Source organism: Spiribacter halobius, assembly GCF_020883455.1.
Lineage (GTDB): Bacteria > Pseudomonadota > Gammaproteobacteria > Nitrococcales > Nitrococcaceae > Sediminicurvatus > Sediminicurvatus halobius.
Genome location: NZ_CP086615.1, coordinates 3,785,184 through 3,811,728 on the forward strand (window position 1 = coordinate 3,785,184; position 26,545 = coordinate 3,811,728).

Annotated in this window: 25 protein-coding genes and 1 pseudogene; 4 read left to right on the top strand and 22 right to left on the bottom strand. The window is 68.1% G+C overall.

Features of this window, described 5'->3' with window-relative positions; genetic code table 11:
- Nucleotides 1-61 precede the first annotated feature (61 nt).
- On the bottom strand, nucleotides 62-409 hold the full coding sequence (gene tnpB / locus LMH63_RS17640) for an IS66 family insertion sequence element accessory protein TnpB (protein WP_109680413.1): 348 nt from the start codon (nucleotides 407-409) through the stop codon (nucleotides 62-64).
- On the bottom strand, nucleotides 406-798 hold the full coding sequence (tnpA, locus tag LMH63_RS19420) for an IS66-like element accessory protein TnpA (protein ID WP_146205305.1): 393 nt from the start codon (nucleotides 796-798) through the stop codon (nucleotides 406-408). The genes tnpB and tnpA overlap by 4 nt, the downstream gene beginning before the upstream one ends.
- A gap of 207 nt (nucleotides 799-1,005) precedes the next feature.
- Between tnpA and LMH63_RS17650 the strand changes: the two genes are divergently transcribed.
- The 3 genes from LMH63_RS17650 to LMH63_RS17660 all read left to right on the top strand — a co-directional run bounded on the left by LMH63_RS17650 (nucleotide 1,006) and on the right by LMH63_RS17660 (nucleotide 2,709).
- The gene (locus tag LMH63_RS17650; RefSeq protein ID WP_109674968.1) at nucleotides 1,006-1,323 is read left to right on the top strand and encodes an H-NS histone family protein; all 318 of its coding nucleotides are present in this window, start codon (nucleotides 1,006-1,008) and stop codon (nucleotides 1,321-1,323) included.
- A 621-nt stretch (nucleotides 1,324-1,944) separates the two neighbouring features.
- Nucleotides 1,945-2,196 (top strand): type II toxin-antitoxin system CcdA family antitoxin, encoded by a 252-nt coding sequence (locus LMH63_RS17655; RefSeq protein ID WP_158280248.1) that lies wholly within the window; start codon nucleotides 1,945-1,947, stop codon nucleotides 2,194-2,196.
- 129 nt (nucleotides 2,197-2,325) lie between these two features.
- Nucleotides 2,326-2,709, top strand: a complete 384-nt coding sequence (locus LMH63_RS17660) for a helix-turn-helix domain-containing protein (RefSeq protein WP_109674972.1) — start codon at nucleotides 2,326-2,328, stop codon at nucleotides 2,707-2,709.
- A 213-nt stretch (nucleotides 2,710-2,922) separates the two neighbouring features.
- Here LMH63_RS17660 and LMH63_RS17665 read toward each other — a convergent pair whose 3' ends face one another.
- The 5 genes from LMH63_RS17665 to LMH63_RS17685 all read right to left on the bottom strand — a co-directional run bounded on the left by LMH63_RS17665 (nucleotide 2,923) and on the right by LMH63_RS17685 (nucleotide 9,132).
- A complete protein-coding gene (locus tag LMH63_RS17665) occupies nucleotides 2,923-3,885 on the bottom strand; it encodes a hypothetical protein (protein WP_109674974.1) in 963 nt (320 codons plus the stop codon).
- A gap of 630 nt (nucleotides 3,886-4,515) precedes the next feature.
- Nucleotides 4,516-5,592, bottom strand: coding sequence for a TniQ family protein (locus LMH63_RS17670; RefSeq protein ID WP_109674976.1), 1,077 nt, complete (start codon nucleotides 5,590-5,592; stop codon nucleotides 4,516-4,518).
- A complete protein-coding gene (locus LMH63_RS17675) occupies nucleotides 5,589-6,479 on the bottom strand; it encodes a TniB family NTP-binding protein (RefSeq protein ID WP_109674978.1) in 891 nt (296 codons plus the stop codon). Before LMH63_RS17675 ends, LMH63_RS17670 begins: the two co-directional genes overlap by 4 nt.
- Nucleotides 6,476-8,308, bottom strand: coding sequence for a TnsB C-terminal domain-containing protein (locus tag LMH63_RS17680; RefSeq protein ID WP_229332655.1), 1,833 nt, complete (start codon nucleotides 8,306-8,308; stop codon nucleotides 6,476-6,478). Before LMH63_RS17680 ends, LMH63_RS17675 begins: the two co-directional genes overlap by 4 nt.
- Nucleotides 8,309-8,382: 74 nt before the next feature.
- Nucleotides 8,383-9,132, bottom strand: a complete 750-nt coding sequence (locus LMH63_RS17685) for a TnsA endonuclease N-terminal domain-containing protein (RefSeq protein WP_229332656.1) — start codon at nucleotides 9,130-9,132, stop codon at nucleotides 8,383-8,385.
- Nucleotides 9,133-9,181: 49 nt separating this feature from the next.
- On the opposite strand from LMH63_RS17685, the gene LMH63_RS17690 reads away from it, so the two are divergent.
- Nucleotides 9,182-9,886, top strand: coding sequence for an ATP-binding protein (locus LMH63_RS17690; protein WP_373317879.1), 705 nt, complete (start codon nucleotides 9,182-9,184; stop codon nucleotides 9,884-9,886).
- Nucleotides 9,887-9,893: 7 nt separating this feature from the next.
- Here the strand turns inward: LMH63_RS17690 and urtE are convergent, their stop codons facing one another.
- The 15 genes and pseudogenes from urtE to LMH63_RS17765 all read right to left on the bottom strand — a co-directional run bounded on the left by urtE (nucleotide 9,894) and on the right by LMH63_RS17765 (nucleotide 26,532).
- Nucleotides 9,894-10,583 carry an urea ABC transporter ATP-binding subunit UrtE gene (gene urtE / locus LMH63_RS17695; RefSeq protein ID WP_109674984.1) on the bottom strand — a complete coding sequence of 230 codons (690 nt, stop codon included), beginning with the start codon at nucleotides 10,581-10,583 and terminating at the stop codon, nucleotides 9,894-9,896.
- Between the two features lie 325 nt (nucleotides 10,584-10,908).
- Complete coding sequence (urtD, locus tag LMH63_RS17700; RefSeq protein WP_109674986.1) at nucleotides 10,909-11,745, bottom strand: urea ABC transporter ATP-binding protein UrtD; 837 nt, start codon at nucleotides 11,743-11,745, stop codon at nucleotides 10,909-10,911.
- Nucleotides 11,742-12,863 (bottom strand): urea ABC transporter permease subunit UrtC, encoded by a 1,122-nt coding sequence (urtC, locus tag LMH63_RS17705; protein ID WP_109674988.1) that lies wholly within the window; start codon nucleotides 12,861-12,863, stop codon nucleotides 11,742-11,744. The genes urtD and urtC overlap by 4 nt, the downstream gene beginning before the upstream one ends.
- Before the next feature lie 3 nt (nucleotides 12,864-12,866).
- Nucleotides 12,867-14,513 (bottom strand): urea ABC transporter permease subunit UrtB, encoded by a 1,647-nt coding sequence (urtB, locus tag LMH63_RS17710; RefSeq protein ID WP_109674991.1) that lies wholly within the window; start codon nucleotides 14,511-14,513, stop codon nucleotides 12,867-12,869.
- A 61-nt stretch (nucleotides 14,514-14,574) separates the two neighbouring features.
- Entirely contained in the window at nucleotides 14,575-15,891 is a 1,317-nt protein-coding gene (urtA, locus tag LMH63_RS17715) for an urea ABC transporter substrate-binding protein (protein ID WP_109674993.1), read from the bottom strand.
- Between the two features lie 329 nt (nucleotides 15,892-16,220).
- Complete coding sequence (locus LMH63_RS17720; protein WP_146205147.1) at nucleotides 16,221-18,206, bottom strand: TonB-dependent receptor; 1,986 nt, start codon at nucleotides 18,204-18,206, stop codon at nucleotides 16,221-16,223.
- Nucleotides 18,207-18,673: 467 nt separating this feature from the next.
- Nucleotides 18,674-19,678: a helix-turn-helix transcriptional regulator gene (locus LMH63_RS17725; protein WP_109674997.1), complete on the bottom strand. Its 1,005-nt coding sequence runs from the start codon at nucleotides 19,676-19,678 to the stop codon at nucleotides 18,674-18,676.
- A gap of 396 nt (nucleotides 19,679-20,074) precedes the next feature.
- Entirely contained in the window at nucleotides 20,075-20,704 is a 630-nt protein-coding gene (ureG, locus tag LMH63_RS17730) for an urease accessory protein UreG (RefSeq protein ID WP_109674999.1), read from the bottom strand.
- 162 nt (nucleotides 20,705-20,866) lie between these two features.
- Nucleotides 20,867-21,547, bottom strand: coding sequence for an urease accessory protein UreF (locus tag LMH63_RS17735; protein ID WP_308443939.1), 681 nt, complete (start codon nucleotides 21,545-21,547; stop codon nucleotides 20,867-20,869).
- Nucleotides 21,548-21,701: 154 nt separating this feature from the next.
- Nucleotides 21,702-22,178, bottom strand: a pseudogene (gene ureE / locus LMH63_RS17740) (urease accessory protein UreE); the annotation flags it as partial.
- A gap of 165 nt (nucleotides 22,179-22,343) precedes the next feature.
- Nucleotides 22,344-24,047 (bottom strand): urease subunit alpha, encoded by a 1,704-nt coding sequence (gene ureC / locus LMH63_RS17745; RefSeq protein ID WP_109675003.1) that lies wholly within the window; start codon nucleotides 24,045-24,047, stop codon nucleotides 22,344-22,346.
- Complete coding sequence (locus LMH63_RS17750) at nucleotides 24,047-24,352, bottom strand: urease subunit beta (protein ID WP_109675005.1); 306 nt, start codon at nucleotides 24,350-24,352, stop codon at nucleotides 24,047-24,049. Before LMH63_RS17750 ends, ureC begins: the two co-directional genes overlap by 1 nt.
- A 423-nt stretch (nucleotides 24,353-24,775) precedes the next feature.
- Nucleotides 24,776-25,078 (bottom strand): urease subunit gamma, encoded by a 303-nt coding sequence (locus LMH63_RS17755; protein WP_109675007.1) that lies wholly within the window; start codon nucleotides 25,076-25,078, stop codon nucleotides 24,776-24,778.
- 9 nt (nucleotides 25,079-25,087) lie between these two features.
- Nucleotides 25,088-25,951, bottom strand: a complete 864-nt coding sequence (locus LMH63_RS17760) for an urease accessory protein UreD (RefSeq protein WP_109675008.1) — start codon at nucleotides 25,949-25,951, stop codon at nucleotides 25,088-25,090.
- Nucleotides 25,951-26,532, bottom strand: coding sequence for a HupE/UreJ family protein (locus tag LMH63_RS17765; RefSeq protein WP_109675011.1), 582 nt, complete (start codon nucleotides 26,530-26,532; stop codon nucleotides 25,951-25,953). Before LMH63_RS17765 ends, LMH63_RS17760 begins: the two co-directional genes overlap by 1 nt.
- Nucleotides 26,533-26,545: the final 13 nt, after the last annotated feature.

Genomic DNA, 26,545 nt, shown 5'->3' on the forward strand with positions numbered 1-26,545 from the left:
TGGATTGCACCGGCTAATTATACCCGGGCAGATCGGCCAAGTCGCTCTTTTTCGGATCGATTCAGGCCGCGCATTGCGGGTCGAAGGTGCGCTGCGGGAGGCGCCAGTCGATGCCCTCGAGCAGCATCGAGAGCTGTGCGGCGGTGAGGTGCACCGCCCCCTCGCGCACCTGCGGCCAGATGAACCGGCCCCGCTCGAGGCGCTTGGCATAGAGGCACAGCCCCTGGCCGTCCCACCAGAGCACCTTGATCCGATCCCCGCGCCGGCCGCGGAAGACGAACAGCTGCCCCGAGAAGGCGTTCTTCGCCAGCGCCTGCTGCACCAGCGCCGCGAGCCCGTCGAAGCCCTTGCGCATGTCGGTCACGCCGGCCACCAGGTAGATGCGCACCCCCGAGGGCAGCGCGATCATCGCCCGAGCACCTCGAGCGCGACGCGCAGGGCCGCGGCGTCCGCCGCGCCGCGCACCACCAGGCGGTGGCCGGCGGCGAGCACGATCTCCAGGCTGCCCGACGGCGCCGCGCTCTTCACCTCCGGCGGCACCGGCGGCGGCTCGGAGGCGGCCAGGCGCACCGGCAGCAGGCTCAGCGCCGAACCCTCACTCGGCGCCCCAAGTTCCCCGAGGCGGTAGAGCCGGCGCCAGCGGAAGAGCTGGTTGGCGTTGACGTCGTGGCGGCGCGCGACCACCGAGACCGAGTCCGGGCCCTCGAGGCTCTCCTCAACGAGGCGGCGCTTGTATTCAATGCTGAAGCGCCGCCGGCGCTGGCGGCTCAGCGTCTGATCCCCATCGATGGTGTCCACCTCGCCTCCAAGTGGGCACCTCACAAGTGCCCGCCTATGCGTGAGCGCTGATCATCGGCGAGGCGACGTCACAACGAGAAGTGGGTGCTGGCCGGACGCTTACTGCCTAGCGCCCCGGTGGCGTATTTCATTCTCCCTCTTTTTGCGATAGCTTCACCGCCGCAGTAATACCTGCGAGCCAAGAGAAACTGAAACAGGAGGCATCGAGTGGATCTATCCAAACACAGCATCAAGGAACTTGAGCAGCTGAAGCGCGACATCGAGAAAGAGATCGGCAGGAAGCAGCAGGAAGAGAAGAAGGAAGCGCTGCGCGAGGCAAAACGCGTCGCCGAGAAGTATGGTTTCGCGCTCGACGACCTCGTCGGTAGTGCGCCGAAGGCCAAGAAGCGTGCAGGCAAGGCGCCTGCCAAGTTCCGTCATCCGGACGATCCAACCAAGACCTGGTCCGGGCGGGGCCGCAAGCCGCAGTGGATAAAGGACTGGGAGCAAACTGGGGGCGATCTCGACAAGCTCCGTGTGGCCTGACGGCTCGGCCATCTGAGGAACCGGTCGGCTCCCGGCGCTTGAGCGCCGGGTTCTAGCTCATGGTGAAGTGAGCCCCTACCGCGCTAGCCCGAACTCTGGCATCTCCCGCTCAAGGGCAACAGGCGCAAGTACCTTCGGGTGGGGAAAGGCACATGGAATTGGCTACGGTCGACCCTTGCCGTGCCCTCGGAAATGGGCGGAAGAACCTGTCGCAAACTTGCTTCGCTCGGAGGCTGTGAACCGCTACGTCAGCTCGCGAACGATTCGGCACCGAACTTATTCACGCCCGGCTGTATGACTCCGATCCCGGCACCGAGCGAATAGGGTCCGGGCGCGGTTTAAAGGACTCAGCCAACGTGCTGAAGATTCCCACGCGCCCCGTTCGTAGGCCCCCCGTGATCCAGGCATTGGGTCCATGGGGGGTGCTCCTAACCAGCCGAATTCCACCTCCGGCTCAAGCGCGACTCGCTTCGACGGACAGGCAGCTGGCTCGTGGCTGGTATGCCAGGGCGCTGTACCGAAACGCGTTGTCTCCGTCGATGCACAGTGAACGCGCATCGATGGCAGGGCACGAACGATCGGTCCAAGATCCTGTGGACGCTCCCGCCTCCGGTGACAGACATGGCTTTTGGGCATGACAGCCGACGCAGCACGAAGAAGCGCGCCGTCCACCTAAGCCTCGATAGCGCCGTGGTTGATGAGGCAAGGTCACAGGGGATTAATCTGTCGCAGGTCCTCGAGGGGCATCTGCGCGAGGCGCTGCGGGCGCACCGCGAGCAGACCTGGCGTAATGAGAACCGCGACGCGATCCGGCACTACAACGAGCGCGCGGCTGAGCGCGGCAGCTTCGGCGACCGCTTCCGCTGTTTCTGATACGCCGGTTCGATGGACTGACCAACACCGATGTCCAGAGCGCACAGTGGCCCCACGCCTGATTGCGCTCCAGCATGACCTCCTCGACAATCTCAGTGCCGTCGTGCCTCCCCACTCAGGGACCTACCCATGGACTGCGACGCCTACGAACTGCTGGATCAGCTTGCCAAGCGCCCCGCCACTCGGGAGGCCATGCGCCGTTCGGCTCTTGCCCTCGAGCTAGGACGGCTCGCCTTTGACATGCGCTCAGCGGCCGGCCTTAGCCAGGCGCAGCTTGCCAAGCGCCTGGGCACAAGCCGCACCGTGATCTCGCGACTTGAGGGGGGCAACGCCGGGCGCGTCCCCGGGCTCGATCAGATCGACAAAATTGCCGAGGCCTGTGGCTTCGAGGTCCGCCTCGAGGCCACCCGGATGCGTCCCGAGGCGGGTGCAGAAACGGCGGAAGTGGCCAGATTTCGCTTCTCTGTCACCAGCGCTGCCCCCTCCACGGCCGAGATCCCCCCTCGGCGGTAGCGCCAATGGCAACCGCATTGGCGCTGCTTGCCTGGCGCCTCGGGTTGAGCGCTACGCGTCTTGCCGTGCACGTGGCACTGCGCGCCTGCGCGAGCGGCGAAGGATCTTAGTAGGCCGCGCCTGGACGACCCCAAGGGGCCGTCCGGCATCGCCCGCGACAGGGCCGGATCAGTGGCACGCATTCGCCTGCTCGGTCGAGCCCCATATCCTTGGTCACCCGGCATGCTGGCGTACGTAGTACTTCACGGCATGCGTGGACAGGGGCTGAACACCATTACGCCCAGGAAACAGCATCTCACCACGTGCCTCATCCAGGACTGACTCCCGAAATAGCCGCGCGACCTTCTCCTCGAGCCGAATATCCGACTCCCCAGGCCACAGAACGACTTTGTGACCCTGGTGGGTGACCTCAGACCGGGTGAGCGCGAGCACGCGGGTTAGCGGCACTCCATAGAGGCGTGCAAGCAGTTCCGCCACCAGGGCGCGGCGCTTGGCGGCGGTGCAGGGCCGCTCCAGCGCCGTGGTGATCTGGCGGACCGTATGCTCAACGCGCGATGCATACCGGTTCTTCCTGGGTGGACGCCCCGGGGGCAACGCGATTGAGAGGCCGTGCTGCACCTTCAGAAAACGCACAAACCGCGTGAGGCTCGCCCGGTGGCCCGGATGGCGTCGAAGAAATCGCGTCAGGTGCTTCGCGTCGAGCTCGGTGGGCCGTTCAACCTGGGCGTGCTCTAGCAGCTTCGCTGCAGCGTTGACATAGACGCGTATGGATTTCTCGCGAAGCTTCGCCTGGGTATCCCGCGATAGCCAGTCAGCGTATTCGTGAAGCGTCCCGACCCAGACCCGATCGCCGAGGCGCTGGAGAGCCTGCAGTCGCCTGTCTCGCTCGATGAGCTCCGCGAGGTCATCGTTGCTCCACGGCAGTCGAAGGCGGCGCACAAGGTAGGAAACCGGGAGGTAGTGCCGCCGAAGCCCCTCGGCTGTGAAAATGCGGTAGAGCGACTCCTGCGAGACCTCCTTCCAGTCGCTCAAGTGCCGATCGATCTCGGCGAAGAACTGCGCATAGTGGTCAAGTCGGCCCACCAGGGCCCCATCGGAGACCTCGAGCACCGGCGAGCGACAGAAGTCCACGAATAGCCGGCGCACCCAGTACTGCTCGATGAGCTCTGCGTTCAAAGACGTGCGCCGCTCGGCACGCTCGCGCAGGGCGCAGGGGTCACAGAGGCGCCCCCCGCCCCCTGGGACCGGGACTCCACAACGAGGGCAGGCGTGGGATACCGGCCGTTCTGCGCCGCAGTCCCCACAAAGCGGGTGTCCCTGCGCGTCACGGCGCAGCACCTTACGGTATCGGCGGCAGACGCGGCACGTCTCCCGGGTAGGGTCGCAGCTCGAGCAGACTGCAGCGCCATCGCGGATCCCGGGTAGCTCGCGAACACTTCGGCCGCAATGGCCGCATGTCTTCAGCTTTCGGTAGTACCGCGCGCAGGAGGGGCAGACGGCGCCGGCCTCGATAACGCGCCCTGCGACCGGCACCGGGCGCTCGCAGCGAACACACCGTCGGCTATTCCGCCAGCACTCGCCGCAAAGCCCATGGCCACGGTTGCGATGCACGCGAGTAGTGCGCCCGCACTGCTCGCAGCTCACGCGGATGAAAAGGCGCGCGTAGCAACTCTGGCAGTACCGGTTACCGCGGTAGCGCCGGTGCGCCTTGGCCATCGCGCGACCACATTCATCGCAACGGCGGCTGGCCTCTGCGGCGTGGTCCGATTGGCTCATTGCCCACTTCCCTCTGGGGCAGTTGCTCGGCTAGGTCAACGACTTTAGCAGCGCACGGGCCCGGCGCTCCCGGTAGGCCTCGAGCTTCTCACGCTTGCGTCGCTGCCAGGCGGCAGCCGGGCGGGCCGAGCGCGTGACCCGAGTCCGCTGCTGTCCCGATGGGAGGCGGGCGATCTCGGCGGCGACGACCCCGTCGAGGTGAAGTCTTGCGAAGACACGCTGGGTCATACGGGACTCCTGGGCGCCTACTCGGAACGCCTCCGGCCAGTTCGACAGCCAGGCCGCCACGGTCTCGATCAAGAGCGCGCGTTGCTCGACTCTCCGATGTTCCAGGCGTCGCCGCTCCAGCGATCCCTCAGGCAAACCGGGAAGACCGAGACTTGCCCTGAGCCGCGCATGGATGCGCGGGTCGCCGACAGCCGAGAATAAGGAGCGATAGGTCGCGGCCGAGCCCTGGGGGTACGCGTCGACATCTTGCCGCGCCTCACTCGCCCGCACACCAGCAGCCGAGAGCAGCAGTCGCTGCAGGGCCCAGGCGCTCGCTGATGGCTGCGCCGCGGTCTCCGCGGGCGCAGACAGAAGCCCATGGCAGCGCTCACAGGCCTCGAGCCGTGGAATCAGGTTGCGATGCGGCGCGGGTGGGGCTCCGCAGTGGGGACAGGCGTCGAGCAGAACGCGTCGGTGGCGCTCACACCCGAAGACGAACGCAAGGCGCCAGCGCTTGATAAAGCCGCTGCCTTCGGCGAGGCAGTCGGGGCAGAATTGCTGGCCATGGTGCTGCCTCGCCCGGTGATAGATGCCGAGCGAGAGCACGAAGGGAGTAACGCCCGGGATGCTCGCGTTCTTGACCAGCGCGGCCTGTTCCGGAGCCAGGGTTAGGTCGGTGACCTCGGGCAACGAGAGGCCCGACGTCTTGCACGCGGCCGCGAGCACGGCGAGGGGTACGCCCCGGTCAATGTCGCGTGTCCAGAGCTCCATCCTCGGCCAGTAGAGCCGGTGGAACCGATAGGGCTGACTCCCGTGCGCGAACGCAACGCGACAGAGATAGGAGCTGAGAAGCTCCTCGGGGCGTGGCCGCAGCCGGAACGCCCATCGGGCGGGGATCACAGCGCCCGCGCCTGCTCACCGTAGTTCTTCAGGCTCACCCACTCGATCTCGTCGAGCATCTGCGGCTCGATACGCTCCTTGCCCTCGCGCAGCGCATGCACGGCCGCGGCCTTCAGCACGCCGCTCACACCCCCGATCAGCCCCTCACTCATGTTGAACACCTTGATCGCCGTTTCCCGGTTGGTGAGGTTGGACGGCTCGGCAAGCGGCAGAAGACGCTCGAAGCTCGCGAGCAGGCGCAGGAACTCCCGGTCCAGCTTCCAGCGGGCAAGCCCGAACGGCGCGAAGCGGCTGGAGATCTGCGGGTCGGTGTGCAGCGCGCGGATCGCATCCCGCGTGCCCACCGCCACGATCGGGAGCTTAAGCGCGTTGCTCAGGTTCTTCAGTACGCCGAGGAAGTGGCGCTGGGCTCGAGCATGTCCGTAGAGGATGTTGTGGATCTCATCGATGACGAGCATGCGGCACTTGACGTACTCGAGCACCGAGAGCGCCTGCTCCTTTTTGCGCTGTACCGGGTCAGTGTCACGGTGCGCGATCATGAGCTGCAGGAGCAGCTCGGACCAGAACCGGGACTCGTTCGGCTCCGAGGGCATGTTCATCACCACGACCGGCACTTCCGGGTGGCCGTTGTCGCGACAGTAGGATGGGTACAGGCTCTCGAAGTGGGAGATGATGGTGCTCTTCCCGTTGCCGCTTTCCCCGACGAGCAACATGTTCTGCATGCGCAGCGTCCTGGGGTACATCAACAGGTCGGAGAGCGCGTCGATCGCCTGCTGCGCCCGCGAGTATCCGATCCACCGATCCCGGCGAAGCTCGTGAATCCGCGCAGACAGCGGAAGGTCAACGGTGTCCCTGATTTCCCACTCAAGGTGCTCGAGGCTCTTCATCGCTCCACCCCCAGATCATCGAAGGCCGTGACCGGTTCGGAGAACAGGTCATCCTCGGCGAGGTCGGTATTCACCGCGGCGTTGGTGTCGTTTTCCACCGGCAGCCTTTTGCCGGATGGCTCGGCAGGACCCGCTGGAGACTTGCGCTTCCCCTTGCCCGAGCCCCTGGAAGCCCCTCCCGTGGAGGCCCTGACGCGGTGAGCCTGCCGGCGGGCCTTCTTGGACTTGTGCTTGGCCTCCTCAACGCGCTCCCGCATGCGTTGGACGGCCTCGAAGATGGCGTCCTCGTCCACATGCTTGCGGCCCTCCTCGGCAAGACGGCGCTGGGCGGCACGCACCTCCCAGAGGCTCACCGCCGGGTGGGCGACGTTGCGGTAGGGGATCGTGTAGTACTCGTTCGCCTCGGGGTCGAAGAAGTACACCCGGCTGATGTCGCGCGGGTCCCGGCGAATGATGAACTGCCGTTTGGCCTTGGGATGCGAGGGATCCATCGCGTTGATCCACGGGGTCAGCACCTCGTGGAAGTAGAAGATCTTGTCGATCTGGATCCCGTAGGTCTGAACGGTGCGCATCACGTAAGGCAGGAAGTCGAGCCGAAGCCGTGCCGGGTCCGCGGGAATGTCGGGAACACCAATCCCGGGCTGCTCGTCGTTGCCAAGCACGCCGATCTCCCACTGGCGCTTCGGTGGCAGGCCGAGCCCTGAGTGCTCGCGCTGGTGGTAGACATTGACGATGTAGTCGACGAGCTGCTGCTCGAACTCCCGAAGCGTCAGTGCGGCCTTCCCTTCGGAGTCGTAGCCGGAACGCGCGGCGGGCGAGGCGAACGTGGTGCCTGGGAGCTTGTGAATCTGCTTGGCGTTGGTGCCCATCAACCGCTCGATATGCCCCCCGTAGTGAGGAAGCTTCACCGGCCGCAGCTGGAGCTCGATGGCGTACTGCTCGCAAGCCCGCTGCAGCATGGCCCCTCGGAACTCCTTCGCGTTATCCGCATGGACCACCCGCATCTTCCCCCAGACCGGCCACTCGCCCGGCACATCAAGGTCCGCGAGGTAGCCTTCCTTTGGGAGCATTCCGTTGGCCAGGCACATGCCTACAGAAACGGCGCTTGGCGGATCCATCGAAATGTAGATCCCGACGACCATTCGGCTGTACACGTCGATCGCAAGCGTGACCCAGGGACGGCCCATGGGCAGGCGCGTTTCTTCCTCGACGACGATGATGTCAGCCTCGGTGTGGTCGATCTGCACGATCGAAAGAGGGAAGTCCGCTCCGGGAAACCCACCTCGAATTGGCTGAAACATATTCCGCGCTTCATCGCGACGTCCCCGCCGACGCAGAGAAACCGCGCGCGGCAACTCTCGAATACGGTTCCTGACCGTATTCGGATGAGGCGGCTTGAGGCCGGCCTTTTTGCATTCCTCGACGACACGAGCTGCCACATCCCCGGGAGAGGGCCGCTGATTGCTCAAGTAATACTGATTGATTACGGACTCAGTGATCGCCTCAGCCTTTTTCGAGAGGCGCCTCCCACCCCGCTTCGGACCACGCCGGCCCGGAATCAAGCAGGAGAGATGGCGTGAGTCCTGGAAGCGGCGGAGCCACTCATAGAGTGTTGCCACATGAACGCCAGCTTCCTTCGCCTTCGCCTCTGCGGCCTCACGAGTGCGCATTGGATTATCGAGAAGCGGCTTGATGGCGTCGAACCGCCGCTGCGCCTCGGCCCAGTCCTCCTCAGAGATCTCAGCGATGTCCTTGCCAGCCGCCACGGCCTCTCCGGCCTCTTCGGCCGGGTGCACCGACGTCAACTGCGCGATGCGCAGGCGCTCCATAGCCAGCGTTTCCAGGTTCTGGGCCAGGATCGCGTCGAGGCCCAGAACATGGGTGACCTTATAGCGTCGCTCGCCTAGAACAACGACTGATCCAGGTCGAACTGATAGGAATGTGGATCGTTCCATACGAATCCCTCCCCGGCTTGTATCCAGATGGGTGTGTTCATTGTCAGCGGCTGTGTGAGATCGGCATTCACTCGGTTGATGGCCACCAATCGCCACAGGCTCGGAATTGCCTTCATCCGATTCGTCTTGTCGTAAAAGCATGCCGCCAACAATGCGGCCGGCGTCGATTCGCCGAGCACCACGAGCGTGCTAACCAACTTTTCTTCCATCGCGCGGTCTTCTGGACGATGGATATAGCCGCGGAGGAACTTGGCATTGCCTAGATACCCACTCCCCCTTATCTCAACTTCCGTGAGGATCGAGAACGTCATACCGTTCTTCTTTGCGTATTGCCTCGCCGCCTTAAAGGCGGGCTTGCGGTCCTTCCACTGTGCCCAGAGGTTTTCCCGGTACTTGATCTCGAAGAGTCCTGCGGGGGCATCCAGGTACCGAACGAGAAAGTCGGGCGTGTAGTGGCGGAGTCTCCCGTCCGTGCCCTGGAAGTGGATGCGCAGCGGTTGTTCGATCACCTCCGTGACGGTCGGATCGAAGTCCACGATGTTGAGGAAGTCGCACTCAAGCGAGGACTCGAACCGAACGGACCTACCACGTACGTGCGCCTGTCCAGTGACGCTGCGGCGGCTCCGTCCGATGCGACGCACCGGCCCCTCTAAATCCAGTCGGAGGATCTTCTGTTTTTGCTTAGGCCAGTCGCGCATACCGTTGTCCTCTAGTCGCGGGATCACTTGTGCGAAGCAATGTAACCCCTTGTTTAATTCTACCATGATCGCCTCATCTACTGTATTTTACAGCGGCGGGCGCCCGCGCCCCGGCGAGATCTCCCTCGCCCACAACGGCGTGCTCTTCCTCGACGAGCTGCCGGAGTTCAGCCGCGCGGCCCTGGAGACGCTGCGCGAGCCGCTGGAGACCGGCGCGGTGACCATCTCCCGCGCCGCCGCCAAGCTGACCTTCCCGGCCCGCTTCCAGCTCATCGCCGCCATGAACCCCTGCCCCTGCGGCCACCTGGGCGACCCGATCGAGCCCTGTCGCTGCAGCCCGGATCAGGTCAACCGCTACCGCGGACGGCTCAGCGGCCCGCTCCTGGACCGGGTCGACCTGCAGGTGGACGTCCCGCGGCTCACCGCCCTGGAGCTCGCCGGGTCCGATCCCGGCGAGCCCTCGGCCGCCGTCCGCGCACGCGTGATCGAGGCCCGCGAGCGCCAGCTGCGACGGGACGGCGTGCCCGCCGCCCGGCTCACGCCCGCCGCCCTGGCGCGCAGCTGCCAGCCCGATACGGCCGCCCGCCGCCTGCTCACCGAGGCCGCGGAGCGCCTGCGCCTGTCCGCACGGGCGTGGGATCGCTGTCTGCGCATCGCCCGCACCATCGCCGATCTGGCCGGCGCCGACCAACCGGGAGAGGCCCACGTGGCCGAGGCGGTCAGCTACCGCGAGCGCCTGAGCGCGGGCGGCTGAGGCGGCGCTACACCGTCAGGTACTGGCGCACCAGATCGTCACCGAGCTCTGCCATGGGGCCGGCGGCGACGCTGCGGCCGCGGTCGAGGATGCAGAAGGTGTCCGCGGTGCGGCGGGCGAAGGGCAGCTTCTGCTCCACCAGCAGCACCGTCAGCCCCTGCTCGCGGTTCAGCCGGCGGATGATGTCGCCGATCTCGCGCACGATGTTGGGCTGGATGCCTTCGGTGGGCTCATCCAAGATCAGCAGCTTCGGCTCCAGGCACAGTGCGCGGCCGATGGCGAGCTGCTGCTGCTGCCCGCCGGAGAGGTCGCCGCCGCGGCGATGGCGCATCTCCCGCAGCACCGGGAAGAGCTCGTGGACCAGCGCCGGGATGTCGCGCCGGCCCATGGCTGCCCGGGCGATCCGCAGGTTCTCCTCCACCGTGAGCAGGGGGAAGATCTCCCGGCCCTGGGGCACATAGCCGATCCCGGCCCGCGCCCGGCGCTCCGTGGGCTCCCGCTGGACCGCCCGGCCATCGAACCGGATCTCCCCCGACCGGGCCTCGAGCAGCCCCACGACGGTCTTCAGAACAGTGGTCTTGCCCACACCGTTGCGGCCCATCAGGCAGGTGCAGGCACCGCTCGGCACCTCCAGATCCACGTCCCAAAGGGTGTGGCTCTCGCCGTAGTACTGATTGAGCCTCTCTATCGACAGCACAATGCAAGCTCCCTTCGTGTTCCACGGGCCGGGGTCGCCGGCGTAGGTCGTGCGCGGCGCAGCCGCGTGCGACGTTTCCCGCGAAGAAGCCCCGGCGCGTGAAGGACGGTGTGGTGTGCCTCGCCCCGGGACCCTCTGCGGCAGGGATGCCGCAGTGGAGCCTCCAGGGACGGATTCACGGCGTGTCCCGGGGCGAGGTACACCGCACCGCCCCTGACACCGTAGCCCGTGCGGGGGCCCAAGCCGGATCCGGGGAACGTCGCACGCGGCTGCGCCGCGCACGACCTACGACCCGTCTCCCGTCACCCGGCACCCGATACCCGCATCATTCCCCCAGATAGACCTCCACCACCCGCGGGTCCGCCTGCACCTCGGCCATGCTGCCCTCGGCCAGGACGCTGCCCTGATGGAGGACCGTGACCTTGCGGGCGATGGAGCGCACGAACTCCATGTCGTGCTCCACCACCACCACGGAATGGCGGCCCGCGAGCCGGGTGAGCAGCTCCGCGGTGCGGTCCATCTCCTGGTGCGTCATGCCGGCCACCGGCTCGTCCACCAGCAGCAGCCGCGGCTCCTGCATCAGCAGCATGCCGATCTCGAGCCACTGCTTCTGGCCATGGGAGAGCTCGCCGGCGGGTCGGGGCGCGACATCCGCCAGGCCCACCTCGTCCAGCACGGCAGCAATGCGGTCCCGGGCGGCACTGTCGAGCCGGGCGCCGAGCACGGGCCACACCCGGCGGTCGCCGGCCATGGCGAGCTCGAGGTTCTCCACCACCCGGTGGCTCGGGAACACGGTGGGCTTCTGGAACTTGCGCCCGATCCCGGCCTGGGCGATCTCGGTCTCCTGCAGCCGCAGCAGGTCCAGGCGCTGGCCGAAGAAGGCGCGACCGCTGTCCGGCCGCGTGCGACCGGTGATCACGTCCATCATGGTCGTCTTGCCGGCGCCGTTCGGGCCGATGATGCAGCGCAGCTCGCCGTCGTCGATGTAGAGGGTGAGCGCATCCAGGGCGCGGAAGCCGTCGAAGCTGACGGTGACATCCTCGAGGTAGAGGATCGGGCCGTGCCGGGTATCCAGCCGGGCGTCCAGATCCTGGCGCGGGCGCACGATGTCGAAGACCTGGTCCCGGCGCATCACCTCCCGGGTTCGGGCGAGCATGCTCATCCGTCACCTCCGCGGCGGCGCAGCAGGCCGACGATGCCCCGCGGGAAGAACAGCGTCACCGCGACGAACAGCCCCCCGAGCACGAACAGCCAGAGCTCTGCGAGCCAGGAGGTGAGCAGGGTCTGCGCCCAGTTCACCAGCACCCCGCCCCAGGCAGCGCCGAACAGCGTGCCGCGGCCGCCCACGGCCACCCACACCACCGCCTCGATGGAGTTCAGTGGCGAGAACTCGCTCGGGTTGATGATGCCCACCTGGGGCACGTAGAGGGCGCCGGCGAGACCGGCGAGCATCGCCGAGACGGTCCACAGCCAGACCTTGTAGTGGTCCGTGCGGTAGCCGAGCGAGCGCGCCCGCGGCTCGGCATCGCGCACGGCCATCACCACCCGACCGAGGCGCGAGCGCACGATCATCCGGCAGATCAGATAGCCGCCGGCCAGCGCCAGCACCGAGGCGACGAACAGAGCCACCCGCGTGCCCGGCGCGGAGATCGAGAAGCCGAGGATGTCCTTGAAGTCGGTAAGGCCGTTGTTGCCGCCGAAGCCCATCTCGTTGCGGAAGAAGGCGAGCATGAGGGCATAGGTCATCGCCTGGCTCATGATCGAGAGGTACACCCCGGTCACCCGCGAGCGGAAGGCCAGCCAGCCGAACACGAAAGCCAGCGCCCCCGGCGCCAGAAACACCATCAGAGCGGCGAACCAGAACTGGTCGAAACCCATCCAGTACCAGGGCAGCTCCTCCCAGCCGAGGAAGACCATGAAGTCCGGGAGCACCGGGTCGCCGTAGACGCCGCGGTCGCCGATCTGGCGCATCAGGTACATGCCCATGGCATAGCCGCCGAGGGCGAAGAAGGCGCCGTGGCCGAGACTCAGGATGCCGCAGAATCCCCACACCAGATCCAGCGCCAGGGCCAGCAGCGCGAAGCACAGATAACGCCCGAGCACGGTCACCGCGTAGGTGGACACATGGAAGGGCGAGCCCTCCGGCACCAGCAGGTTCGCCACCGGCACCACCACGGCCAGCAGCGCCAGTACCCCGAGCAGGATGCGGCCGCCTAGGTCGCCGTGGAGCAGGCGCCGATGCGGTGCGGCGGGAATGACGTCGGTGGGGCTCGCGGCCATCGCTCAGCCCTCCGCCGCCGCGCGCCCGCGCTGCGGGAAGAGCCCCTGCGGCCGCTTCTGGATGAAGAGGATGATGAACATCAGCACCAGCACCTTGGCCAGCACCGCGCCGGTCTGGGGCTCCAGGAACTTGTTCAGCACCCCGAGGGTGAGCCCGCCGACGAGGGTGCCCCACAGGTTGCCGACGCCGCCGAAGACCACCACCAGGAAGGAGTCGATGATGTAGCCCTGGCCGAGGTTGGGGCCGACGTTGGTGAGCTGGGAGAGCGCCACGCCGGCGAGCCCGGCCACGCCGGCACCCAGACCGAAGGTGAGCGCGTCCACCCGCGCCGAGCTCACGCCCACCGCCCGCGCCATGGCCCGGTTCTGGGACACCGCCCGAACACGAAGCCCCAGCGTGGTGCGCTTGAACACGGCGATCAGCACGAAGAACACCGCCAGCGCGAAGGCGATCACGTAGAGCCGGTTGAGGGTCAGCGTGAACACCGGGTTGAGCTCCAGGGAGCCGCTCATCCAGCTCGGGGTGTTCACCTGCCGGTTGAGCGGCGAGAACACCGTGCGCACCAGCTGCTGCAGCACCAGGCTCAGGCCGAAGGTGGCGAGCAGCGTCTCCAGAGGCCGACCGTAGAGGAAGCGGATCACCCCGCGCTCGATGGCAACGCCGAAGGCGCCGGCCACCAGGAACGCCGCCGGGATCGCCACCAGGATGGAGGCGTCGATGTGGTTCGGCATCAGCTGCTGGACCACGTAGGTGGTGTAGGCGCCGATCATGATCAGCTCGCCGTGGGCCATGTTGATGACGCCCATGACGCCGAAGGTGATGGCGAGCCCGAATGCCGCCAGCATGAGCACCGACCCCATGGACAGGCCGAAGAACACCTGCTCGGCAAGACCCCACCAGGCCCGTTCGTTCTCGATGCTGGTCAGCACCTCGGCGGCACGCCGCTGCACGGCGGGATCCGGGTCCTGCTCGGCCACATCCCGCAGCCGATTGCGCACGCGATCCTGCAGTGCGCCCTCGAGGGCACCGACCGCCTCGAGCCGAACCGCCGGGTCTTCGGCCTCCAGACGTGACAGGGCCAGCGCAACGGCCATGGTTTCGCGGATGGTGGCGACCGGCTCGTCCTCGATGGCGGCGCGGATGAGGTTGGTGGCCTCCCGACTCAGGTTCGACAGCAGCCGATCCACCGCCGCCTCCCGGGTCGCCGGTTCGGGGCTGTTCAGGCCGGCCACCGCCAGCAGATCCTGGATCTCGCCGCGGATGGCGTTGTTGATCACCACCCGGCGAATCTCGTAGCGGGTGGCCTCGCCCGCGGGCTCGCCGGTCACCGGATCCGTGAGGGCGTAGCCGTCCTCCGTCTCGCGGGCGATCACGACGTCACCGCCGCGGATCCGGAAGAACAGACGGCTCTCCGAGAGGGCCCGCAGCACGGGCTCGGCCCGGGGATGGCCGCTCTCCGCCACGGCGGCGGCCGCCGCCGACTTCGCCGGGAAGCTGTCCGCGTTCAGCTGCCGCACCAGATCGGCGAACGCCTCGTCATCCGGCTGGGCCACGGCGGGCACGGCCAGCAGGCAGAGCACCAGGGCGAGCAGCGCCAGCCGGCAAATCTCACCGATTCGCGGCTGCGGGCGGTATCGGAATGACTGCATGGGTTCGCACTCCGCAGGCGTGCGGCCCGCCGGCTGGCGGGCCGCACCCGGGGACGGCGGCTCAATCGCCGTAGTCCTGGCCGGAACAGGTGGCCGTGGCCACGTTGTAGTTGCCGCAGGCGAGCGGTCGGCGCCAGTCGGCGATGATGTCCGCGCTCTCGGGGAGGTAATCCGACCAGGCATCCCCCGGCACCTCACCCGGCGTCTCCCAGACCACGGCGAACTGACCGTCGGGCTGGATCTCGCCGATCATCACCGGCTTGGTGGCGTGGTGGTTCGGCATCATCGCGGCATAGCCGCCGGAGAGATTGGGCACGGTGACGCCGATCATGGCCTCCTTCACCGCGTCCACGTCCGTGGTGCCGGCCCGCTGCACCGCCTTCACCCACATGTTGAAGCCGATGTAGTGGGCCTCCATGGGATCGTTGGTGACGGCGTCGGTGTCGCCCTGGAACTCGTGCCAGGCCTGGATGAAGTCCAGGTTCTCCTCGGTGGGCACGCTCATGAAGTAGTTCCAGGCGGCGAGATGCCCCACCAGCGGCTCGGTGTCCATGCCCGAGAGCTCCTGCTCACCCACCGAGAAGGCCACCACCGGGATGTCCGAGGCGGACACGCCCTGATTGCCGAGCTCGGTGTAGAAGGGGACGTTGGCATCACCGTTGATGGTGGAGACCACCGCGGTCTTCTTGCCCTGGCTGCCGAACTCGCGCACCTCGGAGACGATGCTCTGCCAGTCGGAGTGCCCGAAAGGCGTGTAGTTGATCATGATGTCCTCGGCGGCGACGCCGCTGTCCTGCAGGTACTGCTCGAGGATCTTGTTGGTGGTGCGCGGGTAGACGTAGTCGGTGCCAAGGAGGGCCCAGCGTTCGACGCCCACCTGGTTCATCAGGTAATCCACCGCGGGGATCGCCTGCTGGTTCGGCGCCGCGCCCAGGTAGAACACGTTCTCCGAGGACTCCTCCCCCTCGTACTGCACCGGGTAGAAGAGCAGCCCGTTCAGCTCCTCCACCACCGGCAGCACGGACTTCCGCGAGACCGAGGTCCAGGCACCGAAGATGACGTCCACCTCGTCTTCGGAGAGCAGCTGGCGCGCCTGCTCGGCGAAGCGCGGCCAGTCCGAGGCCGGATCCACCACCACCGGCTCCAGCTCGCGACCGAGCAGCCCGCCTTCGGCGTTCTGCTGCTCGATCAGCATCTCCACGGTCTCCTTCAGCGTGGTCTCGCTGATGGCCATGGTGCCGGAGAGCGAATGCAGGATACCGACCCGGATGGGGTCGTCCTGGGCCATCGCGGGGCCGGCGGTGAGTCCGGCCAGGGCGAGCGCCCCGGCCACCAGTGCCCGACGCGGCGAATGCGCGCGCAACCGTTGCTCGGTCATTGTTCAGCTCCCTCGTCTGTGCGGTAGCGACCGCGGGCGCGCCACCCTGGGGCGATGGCGACCCGGCCGGACGTTGCATTGCAGCAGACGTGCCAGCCGAGGGAACCGCAGACGCAGCGCGGTTCGCCGACGATCTGCGCGCGGCCGGCGGCATGTGGATGCCCGAAGATGGGGCGGCGGCCAGGGCGGGGTCACCATTCTGGTGCAGCGCTGGTCGCTCGCCCGCTCCCCCACGCCACCGGCGTGGGGGAGAGTTCAGGCGGGAGGCAGGCATGCGCTACTGACGGGAAGGGCCACTCGGCGGGCACTCTCCCGTCAGCTGGGCGCGGTCACCACTCGGCGCGATAGCTGAGGCTCACGGTCCGCCCCTGGCCCTGGGCGAAGGCGCTGTCGGTGCCGAACGACTGGGCCGCCACCGGGAAGTAGTCCTCGTTGAGCAGGTTCTCGACGCCGAGCTGCAGCTCGCCCGGCCCGATGTCGAAGCCGGCGTGATAGTCGAAGATCACGAAGGAGTCCACTTCGTCCGGCGTGCCGGCAAAGTTGGTGGCGCCGTCCGGCTCGCGGTCACCGGAATACAGCAACTGCAGGCGGTTGCGCCACCAGCCGTACGGGCTGTACTCCGCGAAGCCGGTAATCTTGACCGGCGGGACCCGGCGCGTCGGCAGCTCCTCGTCGAGATCGCCGTCGCCGTCCGCGTCCGTGTTGCTGTCCGCCCAGGTGACGGTGCCGCCCGCGGACCACTGCGGGTTCAGCTCCGCCTCGAGGCTCAGCTCAACGCCGAAGATTTCCTCGGGCTCGCGAACGGGCTGGGCGAAGCCCTCGAACGTGGTGCCGAGATCGGACTCCGAGTAGAAGCCGACCAGCGAGCCCTCGATCCTGTCCCAGCTGCCGCGCAGCCCCAGCTCATAGTGATCCACCTTCTGGGCCTCGGGATCGAGGTCCTCGGCGGATCCACCGCCCCCCGCCCAGGCCGAGGCCGCGGACTGCAGCTCGCCGATCGCCTCCGTCACCGTGAAACCCTGGGAGAAGCCACCGAAGAGGTCGATGTTCTCGGTGATGAAGGCCACCCCCCGGGCATTGAACAGCGTCTCCGAATAGTCGAGCTCGCCCCCCTGCACGGTGCCCCCGGGCCCCGAGAACGTGGGGACGTCCAGCTGGATTTCCTCGTGGCGCACCCCGGAGGTGATCGTACCGATACTGCCCACGGGCAGCTCCAGCTGGGCGAAACCCGCAACGGCGTCCTGCTCGACGAACGGCACGGACGCCGTACCGAAGGGGTTGTCCCCAACGATGATTTCGTTCGTCTCCGAGTTGAGGTAGTCGACGCCCCATTGGACTCGAGGGCCCGCGGGGTCGCCGAGCACCGGTGTGTCGATCGTCAGCCGGGCACCGGTTTTCTCCGCCTCGTTGGTTGACCCTGCGAGAAAGTCGGGATCGATGGGAAAGGTCGCCAGGTAATCCTGATAGTACCCCTGGAGGTCGACGCTGCTGCCCCCGATGTCCCGGTTCGTGTAGGTGAGGTTGACCAGCTCGTTCTCCGTACGGCCCTGATTGCCCAGGGGTTCGCCGGGAACCGCCGTCGCCTTCTCGCGCTCGCCGAAGTCACCTGCGGAGGTGACGAAGTCGGTGTCCTGCTCGATGTCGTAGCTGTTGACCATGACTTCCAGACGCTGACGGCCCTGGTCGAAGTCGTAACCGAGCTTGCCGAGGACGTTTCTCTCGTCCGAGTCGGCGAGGCCGCCCTGGCCACCCAGCGGATCCGGCGGGATGCGGTCCCCGTCGGCGTCGAAGAAGCCATTGCGCTGTGCGAAGCTGCCGTTGAGGATGAAGTCGACGCCCCCGCGCTGGCCGGAGACGCCAAGGCTGGCGTGGCCCTGTAAAGACCCGTCCGGATGCTCGGTGGAGAACCGCATACCCGCCTCGGCGAAGCTGCTGAGCGCCTCGCGGCCCGGGTCACGGGTGATGTAGTTCACCAGGCCGCCGGTGGCGCCGAAGCCAAAGGCCGCTGTCCCGCCGCGGATCACCTCGATGCGCTCGATCGCACTGGGATCGATGATCTTCAGATCGCGGGCGCTGTCACGAAGGGGGGTCGAGATCGGCACCCCATCCACGAGCACGAGGAAGTTCCGGCCGCGCAGATTCTGCGTGAAATTGGTCGAACCCTCGGTGCTTATGCCGAAGCCGGGGACCGTCTTGCCGAGGATGTCGCCGATATCGCGGCTGATGGCGGACTGCTGCTCGATGGTCTCGCGATCGACCACGGTGGTGGCGCGGGTGAGATCGGCCGCGGTCCCGCCCGGACGGGCCGCGGTCACGCCGATGGCCTCCACCCGGAGGGCCTGCCCCTGACCCGGGGTGTCCTCCGCGGCCTCGGACGGGCTTGATGAGGTGCCTTGCGACTGACCAAGCACCGCGGGTGAAATGGCAAGCAAGGTTGCGCAGACAGTGGCCGGCGCGTTGCGAGCGCCTAGCCCGCATATCTCACCGATTCGCGAAGCGAGGGCGTGGAGATGGCGGGCAGGACAAGGCGCGCGAGAGTCCGGGCGCGCAGGCGTACTCGACAGTACGTCGAGCACCCGGGCCGAGCGCAACGCCGGCCTGCCTGCCAGATCCGCGCCCGCAGCCGTGAATCGGTGAGATATGCGGGCTAGGCCGGCCCGAAGGAAACGGATGGGATCCACGATGCCCCCCTGAAGTCATTGGTTTTGGGTTTACACACCTCCTGTCAATGCGAATGATTCCGTTTTTGGGAAGCGAGTGCCTGTGGGCAGCGCCAGGAAAGCTATGCGATGTGCCGCATCCGCCGAACAGCCCGGGGCGGGATACCGAAGCGCGCGCGGAAGGCCGTAGCGAAGTTGCTCGGGTGGGTATAACCCGCCGTCTCGGCCGCGGCCTGGACCGTCTGCCCCTCCTCCAGCAGGCGCCGCGCCAGGGTAAGCCGCCGTTCCCGCAGATAGGTGAACACCGAGCACCCGTAGGCCTGAGCGAACTTCTCGCGCAGCGCGCTCGGGCTCATGCAGGCAAGGGCGGCAAGCCCATCCAGGGTGTGGGATTCCCCCGGGCGTGTTTCGAGCCGCTGGCGTACCCGCTCCAGCAGAGCGCGCTCGCGGACCGGACGCGCGCCGGACTGCTCCATCGGCGCGGCCATCGGGAGGGCGTGCGCGAGTAGCTGAAGGGCAAGCCCCATCGCCTCGAGCTCCGCCAGCGCGGCGCGGCGCCCACCGCGGAGCCATTCGTCCAGCCCCGCCGCGAGCCCGCGTGGCAGCGGCACCGGCCAGAGCCCCGGTGTCGGGCACCGAAACCGCGCGCCGAATCGCGCCGCCAGCGTCGGCTCCGGAAGCGGTGAGCCCTCGAGCAGGGAGACATTCACCGCGCGGATGTGCTGGCCGGCCGGGTGCAGCGCCGAGAGTGCTCCGCCTCCCGGATGGACGACCAGAGCTGCCCCACCGCCCCGCAACGGCAGCAACTCTCCCGCACATTCGAGCTCCGCAGTGCCCTGCAGGAGAACGATCACCGAGGCGTGCGCCGGTGCCTCCGGCTGCGCGACCGCTGCATAGGTCCGGTGGATAATGAGGTCGGAGCCCACCATCCGCAGGCCGTCGCGTGGCTCCAGCTCCTCCACCCGCCCCTCGGCCACCGCCGGCAGGCAGGTCGAGCCAGCATCATTGGCAGCCCGCGCAAAACGATGGCGCAGCCGGTAACGGGTCTCGAAGGCAGACAGCTCCGCCGGCGTCAGTATCTGCCCACCCCGGCTGTCGGCGTCCCGGGCAGCGCCTACGCTGGCCATGACACATCCCGGCACGCGCGCGGGTTCGAACCGCCTGCCTCAGTGATTCGCGCAACGAAGGCGGGGAGATGGCGCGCTGGGGTACTCGACAGTATGTCGAGCACGCGGGCCGGGCGCGACGCCGGACTGCCCGCCAAGTCCGCGCCCGCAGCCGCGAATCGATGAGATACGGGGATTGACGAGGCGATGAGCAGCCAGTGAAGGCGAAATCTCGTGGCGGACATGGTCGCGAGGGCTGCCTTACTGTGGTGGTGCAAGCGGGCCGGCATGCCGCAAAGCGCGCGGCGCACGCACCCCGCGCGCGCCCGCAGGAGGCACGGCAGCGAGGCGCGAGGCCCTGAAGACTATAGCGCGACAAAAGCGTTTATGCGAACACGTTGCGTTCGCGTATGCGACTCAGGCCACCGCGTCCCTGAGCATCCCCTCGCGCAGAATGAAGTCGATCACCTGGTCGACGCCCTCGCCCCGGGCAATGCTGGTGAACACGAACGGCCGCTCGCCGCGCATGCGGCGGGCGTCCCGGTCCATGACCTCCAGCGACGCACCGACATGGGGCGCGAGGTCGGTCTTGTTGATCACCAGGAGATCCGAGCGGGTGATGCCGGGGCCGCCTTTGCGCGGGATCTTGTCGCCGGCGGAGACGTCGATGACGTAGATCGTGAGATCCGAGAGCTCCGGGCTGAAGGTGGCGGAGAGATTGTCGCCGCCGCTCTCGATGAACACCACGTCCAGGTCGCCAAATCGGCTCTGCAGGTCGGCCACGGCGGTGAGGTTCATGGAGGCGTCCTCTCGGATCGCCGTGTGCGGGCAGCCGCCAGTCTCCACGCCGACGATCCGCCCCGCGGGCAGGGCCTCGTGGCGGGTGAGAAATTCGGCGTCCTCGCGGGTGTAGATGTCGTTGGTGACCACGGCAATGGAGAGCCGCTCGCGCAGGGCCTTGCAGAGCGCCAGGGTCAGTGCCGTCTTGCCCGAGCCCACCGGGCCGCCGATGCCGACGCGCAGGGGGTTGGAACGGGGTTGGGTCATGGCTGCCTCCTGGGGCGATACCGTTTCGTGTTTCGGGTTTTTGGAGCCGTGCTCCGCGCGGCCGTCGGCGAGCGCTGCGCGCTTGCCGACCTACGCCGTATCCTGCGATGTCAACAGATTCCCTCCAGCGGACCCGCGCTGGGCTAAGCCGAAAGCGTCCGTTCAACTTCGAAACAACCGCGTGTATTGCGTCTCGTGCCAGCTGCTGGCCAGGGAAACGCCGGGTGCGGTTGCGCCGAGATCGTCGTCCGGGAGCGTGGCGGCGTGGGCGACGGCCGCCGGCATTTCCGCGGCGACGTCCCGCAGCACCCGCTGACCCGCCGTCTGGCCAAGCGGGATGATCTTCACGCCCGCCGCCACCTGGCTCTCCAGCCAGGCCCAGAGATAGGCGCGGGCCGCGGCCCAGGCACTTACCTGCCAGCCCACGGCGGCGAGGGCGAAGGCGGTAGCCCAGGTCACGTCGCCATCCACGTCGAAGGCGGCAGCCCGGGGCTCGCCGAGGTCCGCCAGAAGCCGCGCCAGGGCACGGCCGAGATGGCGATCCTCGGCCCGGAGCTCGGCGGTCTCGCGGGCGGCCAGCAGCCGCAGGGTCCAGGCGGCCACCGCGGCGGGCTCATCCGCCGCCCAGGCACGGTGCAGGCGCAGCAGCACCGGTACGTCGAGCCCGGCGAGGGCGTGCCGGATCTGGCCGCCGGTCCAGGCCGCCAGGCCTTCGGCATCCGTCACCCAGCCCTGCTCCACGGCCGTCTCGAGCCCGGCCGAATAGGCGTACGCCCCCACCGGCAGCGACGGGCTCACCAGCTGCCAGAGGCGCAGCTCCGCCATCGCCTCAGCGCCGGTCACCGGTTTCCCCTTCGCCGTCACCGGCGCTGGTCGAGACGCTGGTGGACGCGCTGGCCGTGGCGTCGCCGCCGGCGCGGGCAACCGCCTCGGCATGGGCGCGGCGGTGGGTCTCGAAGTGGGCGTCCGGCCCGGCCCCGTGATCATCGCCATGGCTGTGAGTGTGGCTGTGGGCATGGCTGCCGGACTGGCCGTGGCCGTGGGCGTGGCCGTGGGCGTAGGCGCCGGCCTCCGGTTCGAAGGGCGCCCGCTCCGGGAACACCCGCAGGCCGAGCCCCGTGACCATTTCGTCGAGGACGTGGTCGTGGCGGTAGCGCACCCACGTGTCCCCCACCTCCAGCGCCACATGCCGGTTGCCCAGGTGATAGGCCGCCCGGGCCACCATTCGCGGATCGCGGTGGAAGGCGGTGGAGACGCTCTCCGGGGCGGCGGCGATGCGCACCACCGTGCCGTCCTCGGCCCGCAGCCGCTCGCCGCCCCGCAGCGGCTGCCCACCCCGGGGCAGCATCACCCCGGCCTCACGGCCGTCATCCAGCCGGGCCCGAAACCGCGAGCGCTCCCGCAGCTCGAAAGGCAGCGTCAGCGAGGCGTCGGCCTCCTCCCCCGGCGGCAGTCGCTCGGTCAATCTCATCATGGTCGTCGCTCTCCGATATCTCTGCATCGGTGCTGCGCGCAGCGATTCAACACAACGACACCACGAGCACAACGTCAGAGAAGAAAAGCAGGGTCTTCCGTTGTGATTCGTTGTGCCCTTTGTGTCGTCGTGTTGAATCCCCGCGCCAAGCCAATAATCCCAGCATCAGAACAGGTAATACCGCTGCGTCAGCGGCAGCGCCTTCGTCGGCTCGCAGGTGAGGAGCTCGCCGTCGGCGCGGACCTCGTAGGTCTGGGGGTCGACGTCCACCTCCGGCTGCCAATCGTTGAGCTTCATGTCGGACTTCTTCACGTCGCGGCAGTGGGCAACGGCTACCGCGCGCTTGCCGAGGCCCAGGCGCTCGGCGACGCCGTTCTCCAGCGCCGCCCGGGAGACGAAGGTCACCGAGGTCTTCGCCAGGGCACCGCCGTAGGCGCCGAACATGTAGCGGTAGTGCACCGGCTGCGGCGTGGGGATGGAGGCGTTGGGGTCGCCCATGGGGGCGGCGGCGATCATGCCGCCCTTGATGATCACCCCGGGCTTGGCGCCGAAGAAGGCGGGTTTCCAGAGCACGAGATCCGCGAGCTTGCCCACCTCGATGGACCCTACCTCGTGGGCGATGCCGTGGGTGAGCGCCGGATTGATGGTGTACTTGGCGATGAAGCGCCGGGCGCGGACGTTGTCGTTGCGGTCGTTGTCCTCCGGCAGCGGGCCGAACTGGCCCTTCATCTTGTGCGCCGTCTGCCAGGTGCGGCTGATCACCTCCCCCACCCGGCCCATGGCCTGGGAGTCCGAGGCGATCATGGAGAACGCCCCGCGGTCGTGGAAGATGTCCTCCGCGGCGATGGTCTCGCGGCGGATGCGGGATTCGGCGAAGGCCACGTCCTCGGGGATCGACGGGTCCAGGTGATGGCAGACCATGAGCATGTCCAGATGCTCGTCGATGGTGTTCACCGTGTACGGCCGGGTCGGGTTGGTGGAGGACGGGAGCACGTTGGCCTCGCCGCAGGCCTTGATGATGTCCGGAGCATGGCCGCCGCCGGCACCCTCGGTGTGGTAGGTGTGGATGGTGCGGCCCTTGAAGGCGGCGATGGTGTCCTCCACGAACCCGGATTCGTTCAGGGTATCCGTGTGGATCGCCACCTGGACGTCGTACTCCTCGGCCACGGCGAGGCAGTTGTCGATGGCCGCCGGGGTGGTGCCCCAGTCCTCGTGGAGCTTGAGCCCCATGGCTCCGGCCTCCACCTGCTCGCGCAGCGGGTCCGGCAGGCTGCCGTTGCCCTTGCCGAGGAAGCCGAGATTCATCGGAAAGGCATCGGCGGCCTGAAGCATGCGCTCGATGTTCCAGGGCCCCGGAGTGCAGGTGGTGGCGTTGGTGCCGGTGGCGGGCCCGGTGCCGCCCCCGAGCATGGTGGTCACCCCCGACATGAGCGCCTCCTCCACCTGCTGCGGGCAGACGAAGTGGATGTGGGCGTCGATGCCACCCGGGGTGACGACGCTGCCCTCGGCGGCCATGACCTCGGTGCCGGGGCCGAGGATGATCTCCACGTCCGGCTGGGTATCCGGGTTGCCGGCCTTGCCGATGCCGACAATGCGCCCGTTCTTGATGCCGATGTCGGCCTTGACGATGCCCCAGTAGTCGAGGATCAGCGCGTTGGTGATCACCAGATCCACCGCCTGGTGGCGGCCGTGCTGGCTCTGCCCCATGCCGTCGCGGATCACCTTGCCGCCGCCGAACTTCACCTCGTCGCCGTAGGTCGTGAAGTCCCGCTCCACCTCGATCAACAGCTCGGTGTCGCCGAGGCGAACCCGGTCCCCGGTGGTGGGCCCGTACATCTCCGCATAGGCCTGCCGGCTGATCTTCGCCATCAGAGCTCCCCCATGATCTCGCCGCGGAAACCGAACACCCGCCGCGCACCGGCGTAGGCCACGAGCTCCACCTCGCGCTCCTGCCCGGGCTCGAAGCGCACCGCCGTACCCGCCGGGATGTTCAGCCGAAAGCCCACCGCCTGCTCGCGGTCAAACCGCAGCGCCGGATTCACCTCGTGGAAGTGGTAGTGGGAGCCCACCTGGACGGGCCGGTCCCCGGTATTCGCCACCGTCACCGTGCACGTCTCGCGCCCGGCGTTGAGGGTGATCTCCCCGGGCTCGGCAAGGATCTCGCCTGGAATCATCTGCGTTCTCCTGTGTTCCTGACAGGCAAAGCGGCCAACCGAAAAAGGCGCAGCAATCGCCGGGGGATTCAACACAACGACACCACGGACACCACGGAACACAACGCGGGAACAGAACAATTCTCCGTTGTGGATCGTTGTGCCCATTGTGTCGTTGTGTTGAATCTCATACCGCCTGCAATCCCGAGCCTGCGCCTGTGTTCGTCGTCGGGAGAGGGACCAACCGCAGGGACGCGCAGGACGCGAAGGCAAAGTATTCGCCGCGGGATTCAACACGACGACACCACGAGCACCACGGGGCACAACGCGAGAACGGAAAACAATTCCTTCCCTTGTGAATCGTTGTGTCCGTAGTGTCGTTGTGTTTATTCCCATCCGTCTTCATCTTCGCGCCCTTCGCGTCTTTGCGGTTGTCCCCGCCCCTCACCCGATCGGTTCGTGGACCGTGACCAGCTTGGTGCCGTCGGGGAAGGTGGCCTCCACCTGGACCTCCTTCAGCATCTCGGGGATACCGTCCATGACCTGCTCGCGGGTGAGCAGCTTCGTGCCCTCGCTCATCATCTCCGCCACCGTGCGCCCGTCGCGGGCGCCCTCGACGATGGCGTTGGCGATGTAGGCCATGGCCTCGGGGTAGTTCAGCTTCACCCCCCGCTGCAGGCGCCGCTCGGCGACGATGGCCGCCATGGACAGCATCAGCTTGTCCTTCTCCCGTGGTGTCAGCTCCATGGGTCCTCCTCAGGTGTTCCAGATCCGCGGGCGGCAGGGCTCGCGGCCGTGCAGCGCCGGGCGCAGCGCCGCCCAGGCACGCTCGCGCAGCCGGTAGCCGGCGAGCGTCCCGGGTCCGCGCCAGCGCAGTACCAGCAGATCGCCCAGCAGGGTCACGCCGGCCTCACCGGTGACCCCGGTCACCGCCTCCCGTACCGCCCCCACCTCGGCCTCCCCGGCGCCGGCAGCCACGAGGGTGGCGAAGGCGCTCCAGCCGGCGAGCCCCCAGGGCGAATCCAGGACCTGGCCGTCACCGGCGTAGCGGCCGTGCTCCAGCAGCAGCGGCCGGCCGTCGCGCCAGACCTCGAGGCCCTGGCGGTACTGGCCGCTCGCGAAGCGCTCGCCCGCGGCAGGGCGCCCCAGGCAGCTCAGCTCCCAGGCGATGCAGCGGGCGCCGCCCTGCAGCTCGATGCGGGTGAGCGAGCGGGCCCGGGCGCCGGTGAAGGCGATCTGCTCCTGGGGCAGCCATTCCAGCGTCCCGCCATCGGCCACCTGCAGGGTCTGTACCAGCTGCGACTGCGCCCCCAGGCTGCGGTAGAGCTTGGTGGCCCCGGGGCTGGTGAGCAGGGCCCAGGCGCCAGCGGCCACCTCCAGGTCCAGCGCCAGCCGGTCGCCGCCCACCACGCCCCCCGGCGGGTGGAGCAGATAGCTGTGGCAGGGCCCGCCCTCCGGGTGGAAGCTGCGCTGCACCCGCAGGGGGCCCTCATGGCGGCGATGCACCAGCTCGGTGCGCCCATGGCGCGGGGCAAAGGCGAGCTCGAGCCGCGCCCGCCAGCCTGTGGGCTCCGCCGTGGCGGCCGCCGGGGACAGCCAGTGCTCCCGGGCCAGGGCCATCAGCCGAGGCCGGCCAGCAGCGTCGCGCCGGCCGCCGCGGTGGCCGCCCCGCCAGCGCGCACCAGCACCGCGCCAAGCCGGTAGCGCCCGAGCTGCCCGGCGATCATGCCGGCGGCGTGCAGCAGCGCCGTGGCGGCAAGGAAGCCTCCCCCGTACAGCGCCGCCGAGGCCCCGGCCGCCATCTCCGCGCCGTGGGCGAAGCCGTGGAACAGGGCGAAGGCCCCCGTCAGGGCGATGCCGGCGCCCAGCGGGATGCGCGCCGCGCAGGCCACCAGCAGGCCGAAGGCAAGCACCGACCCGGCGACGCCGAGCTCCACCGCGGGCAGGCCGACGCCGGCAAGGGCGAGGCCACCGCCGGCGGCCATCAGTGCGAGGAAGCTCGCCGGCACGGCCCATAGCGCCCGGCCGCCGGCCTGGGCGGCCCAGAGCCCGACGGCCAGCATGGCCAGCAGGTGGTCGAGCCCGCCCAGGGGATGGGCGAAGCCGTAGCCGAAGCCGCCGACATCGTGGCCGGTGTGGGCGAGGGCCGCACCGGGCAGGGCCAGGGCAGCGAGAGCGAGCAGCGGTGTACGTATGGGCATGATGGTTCTCCTC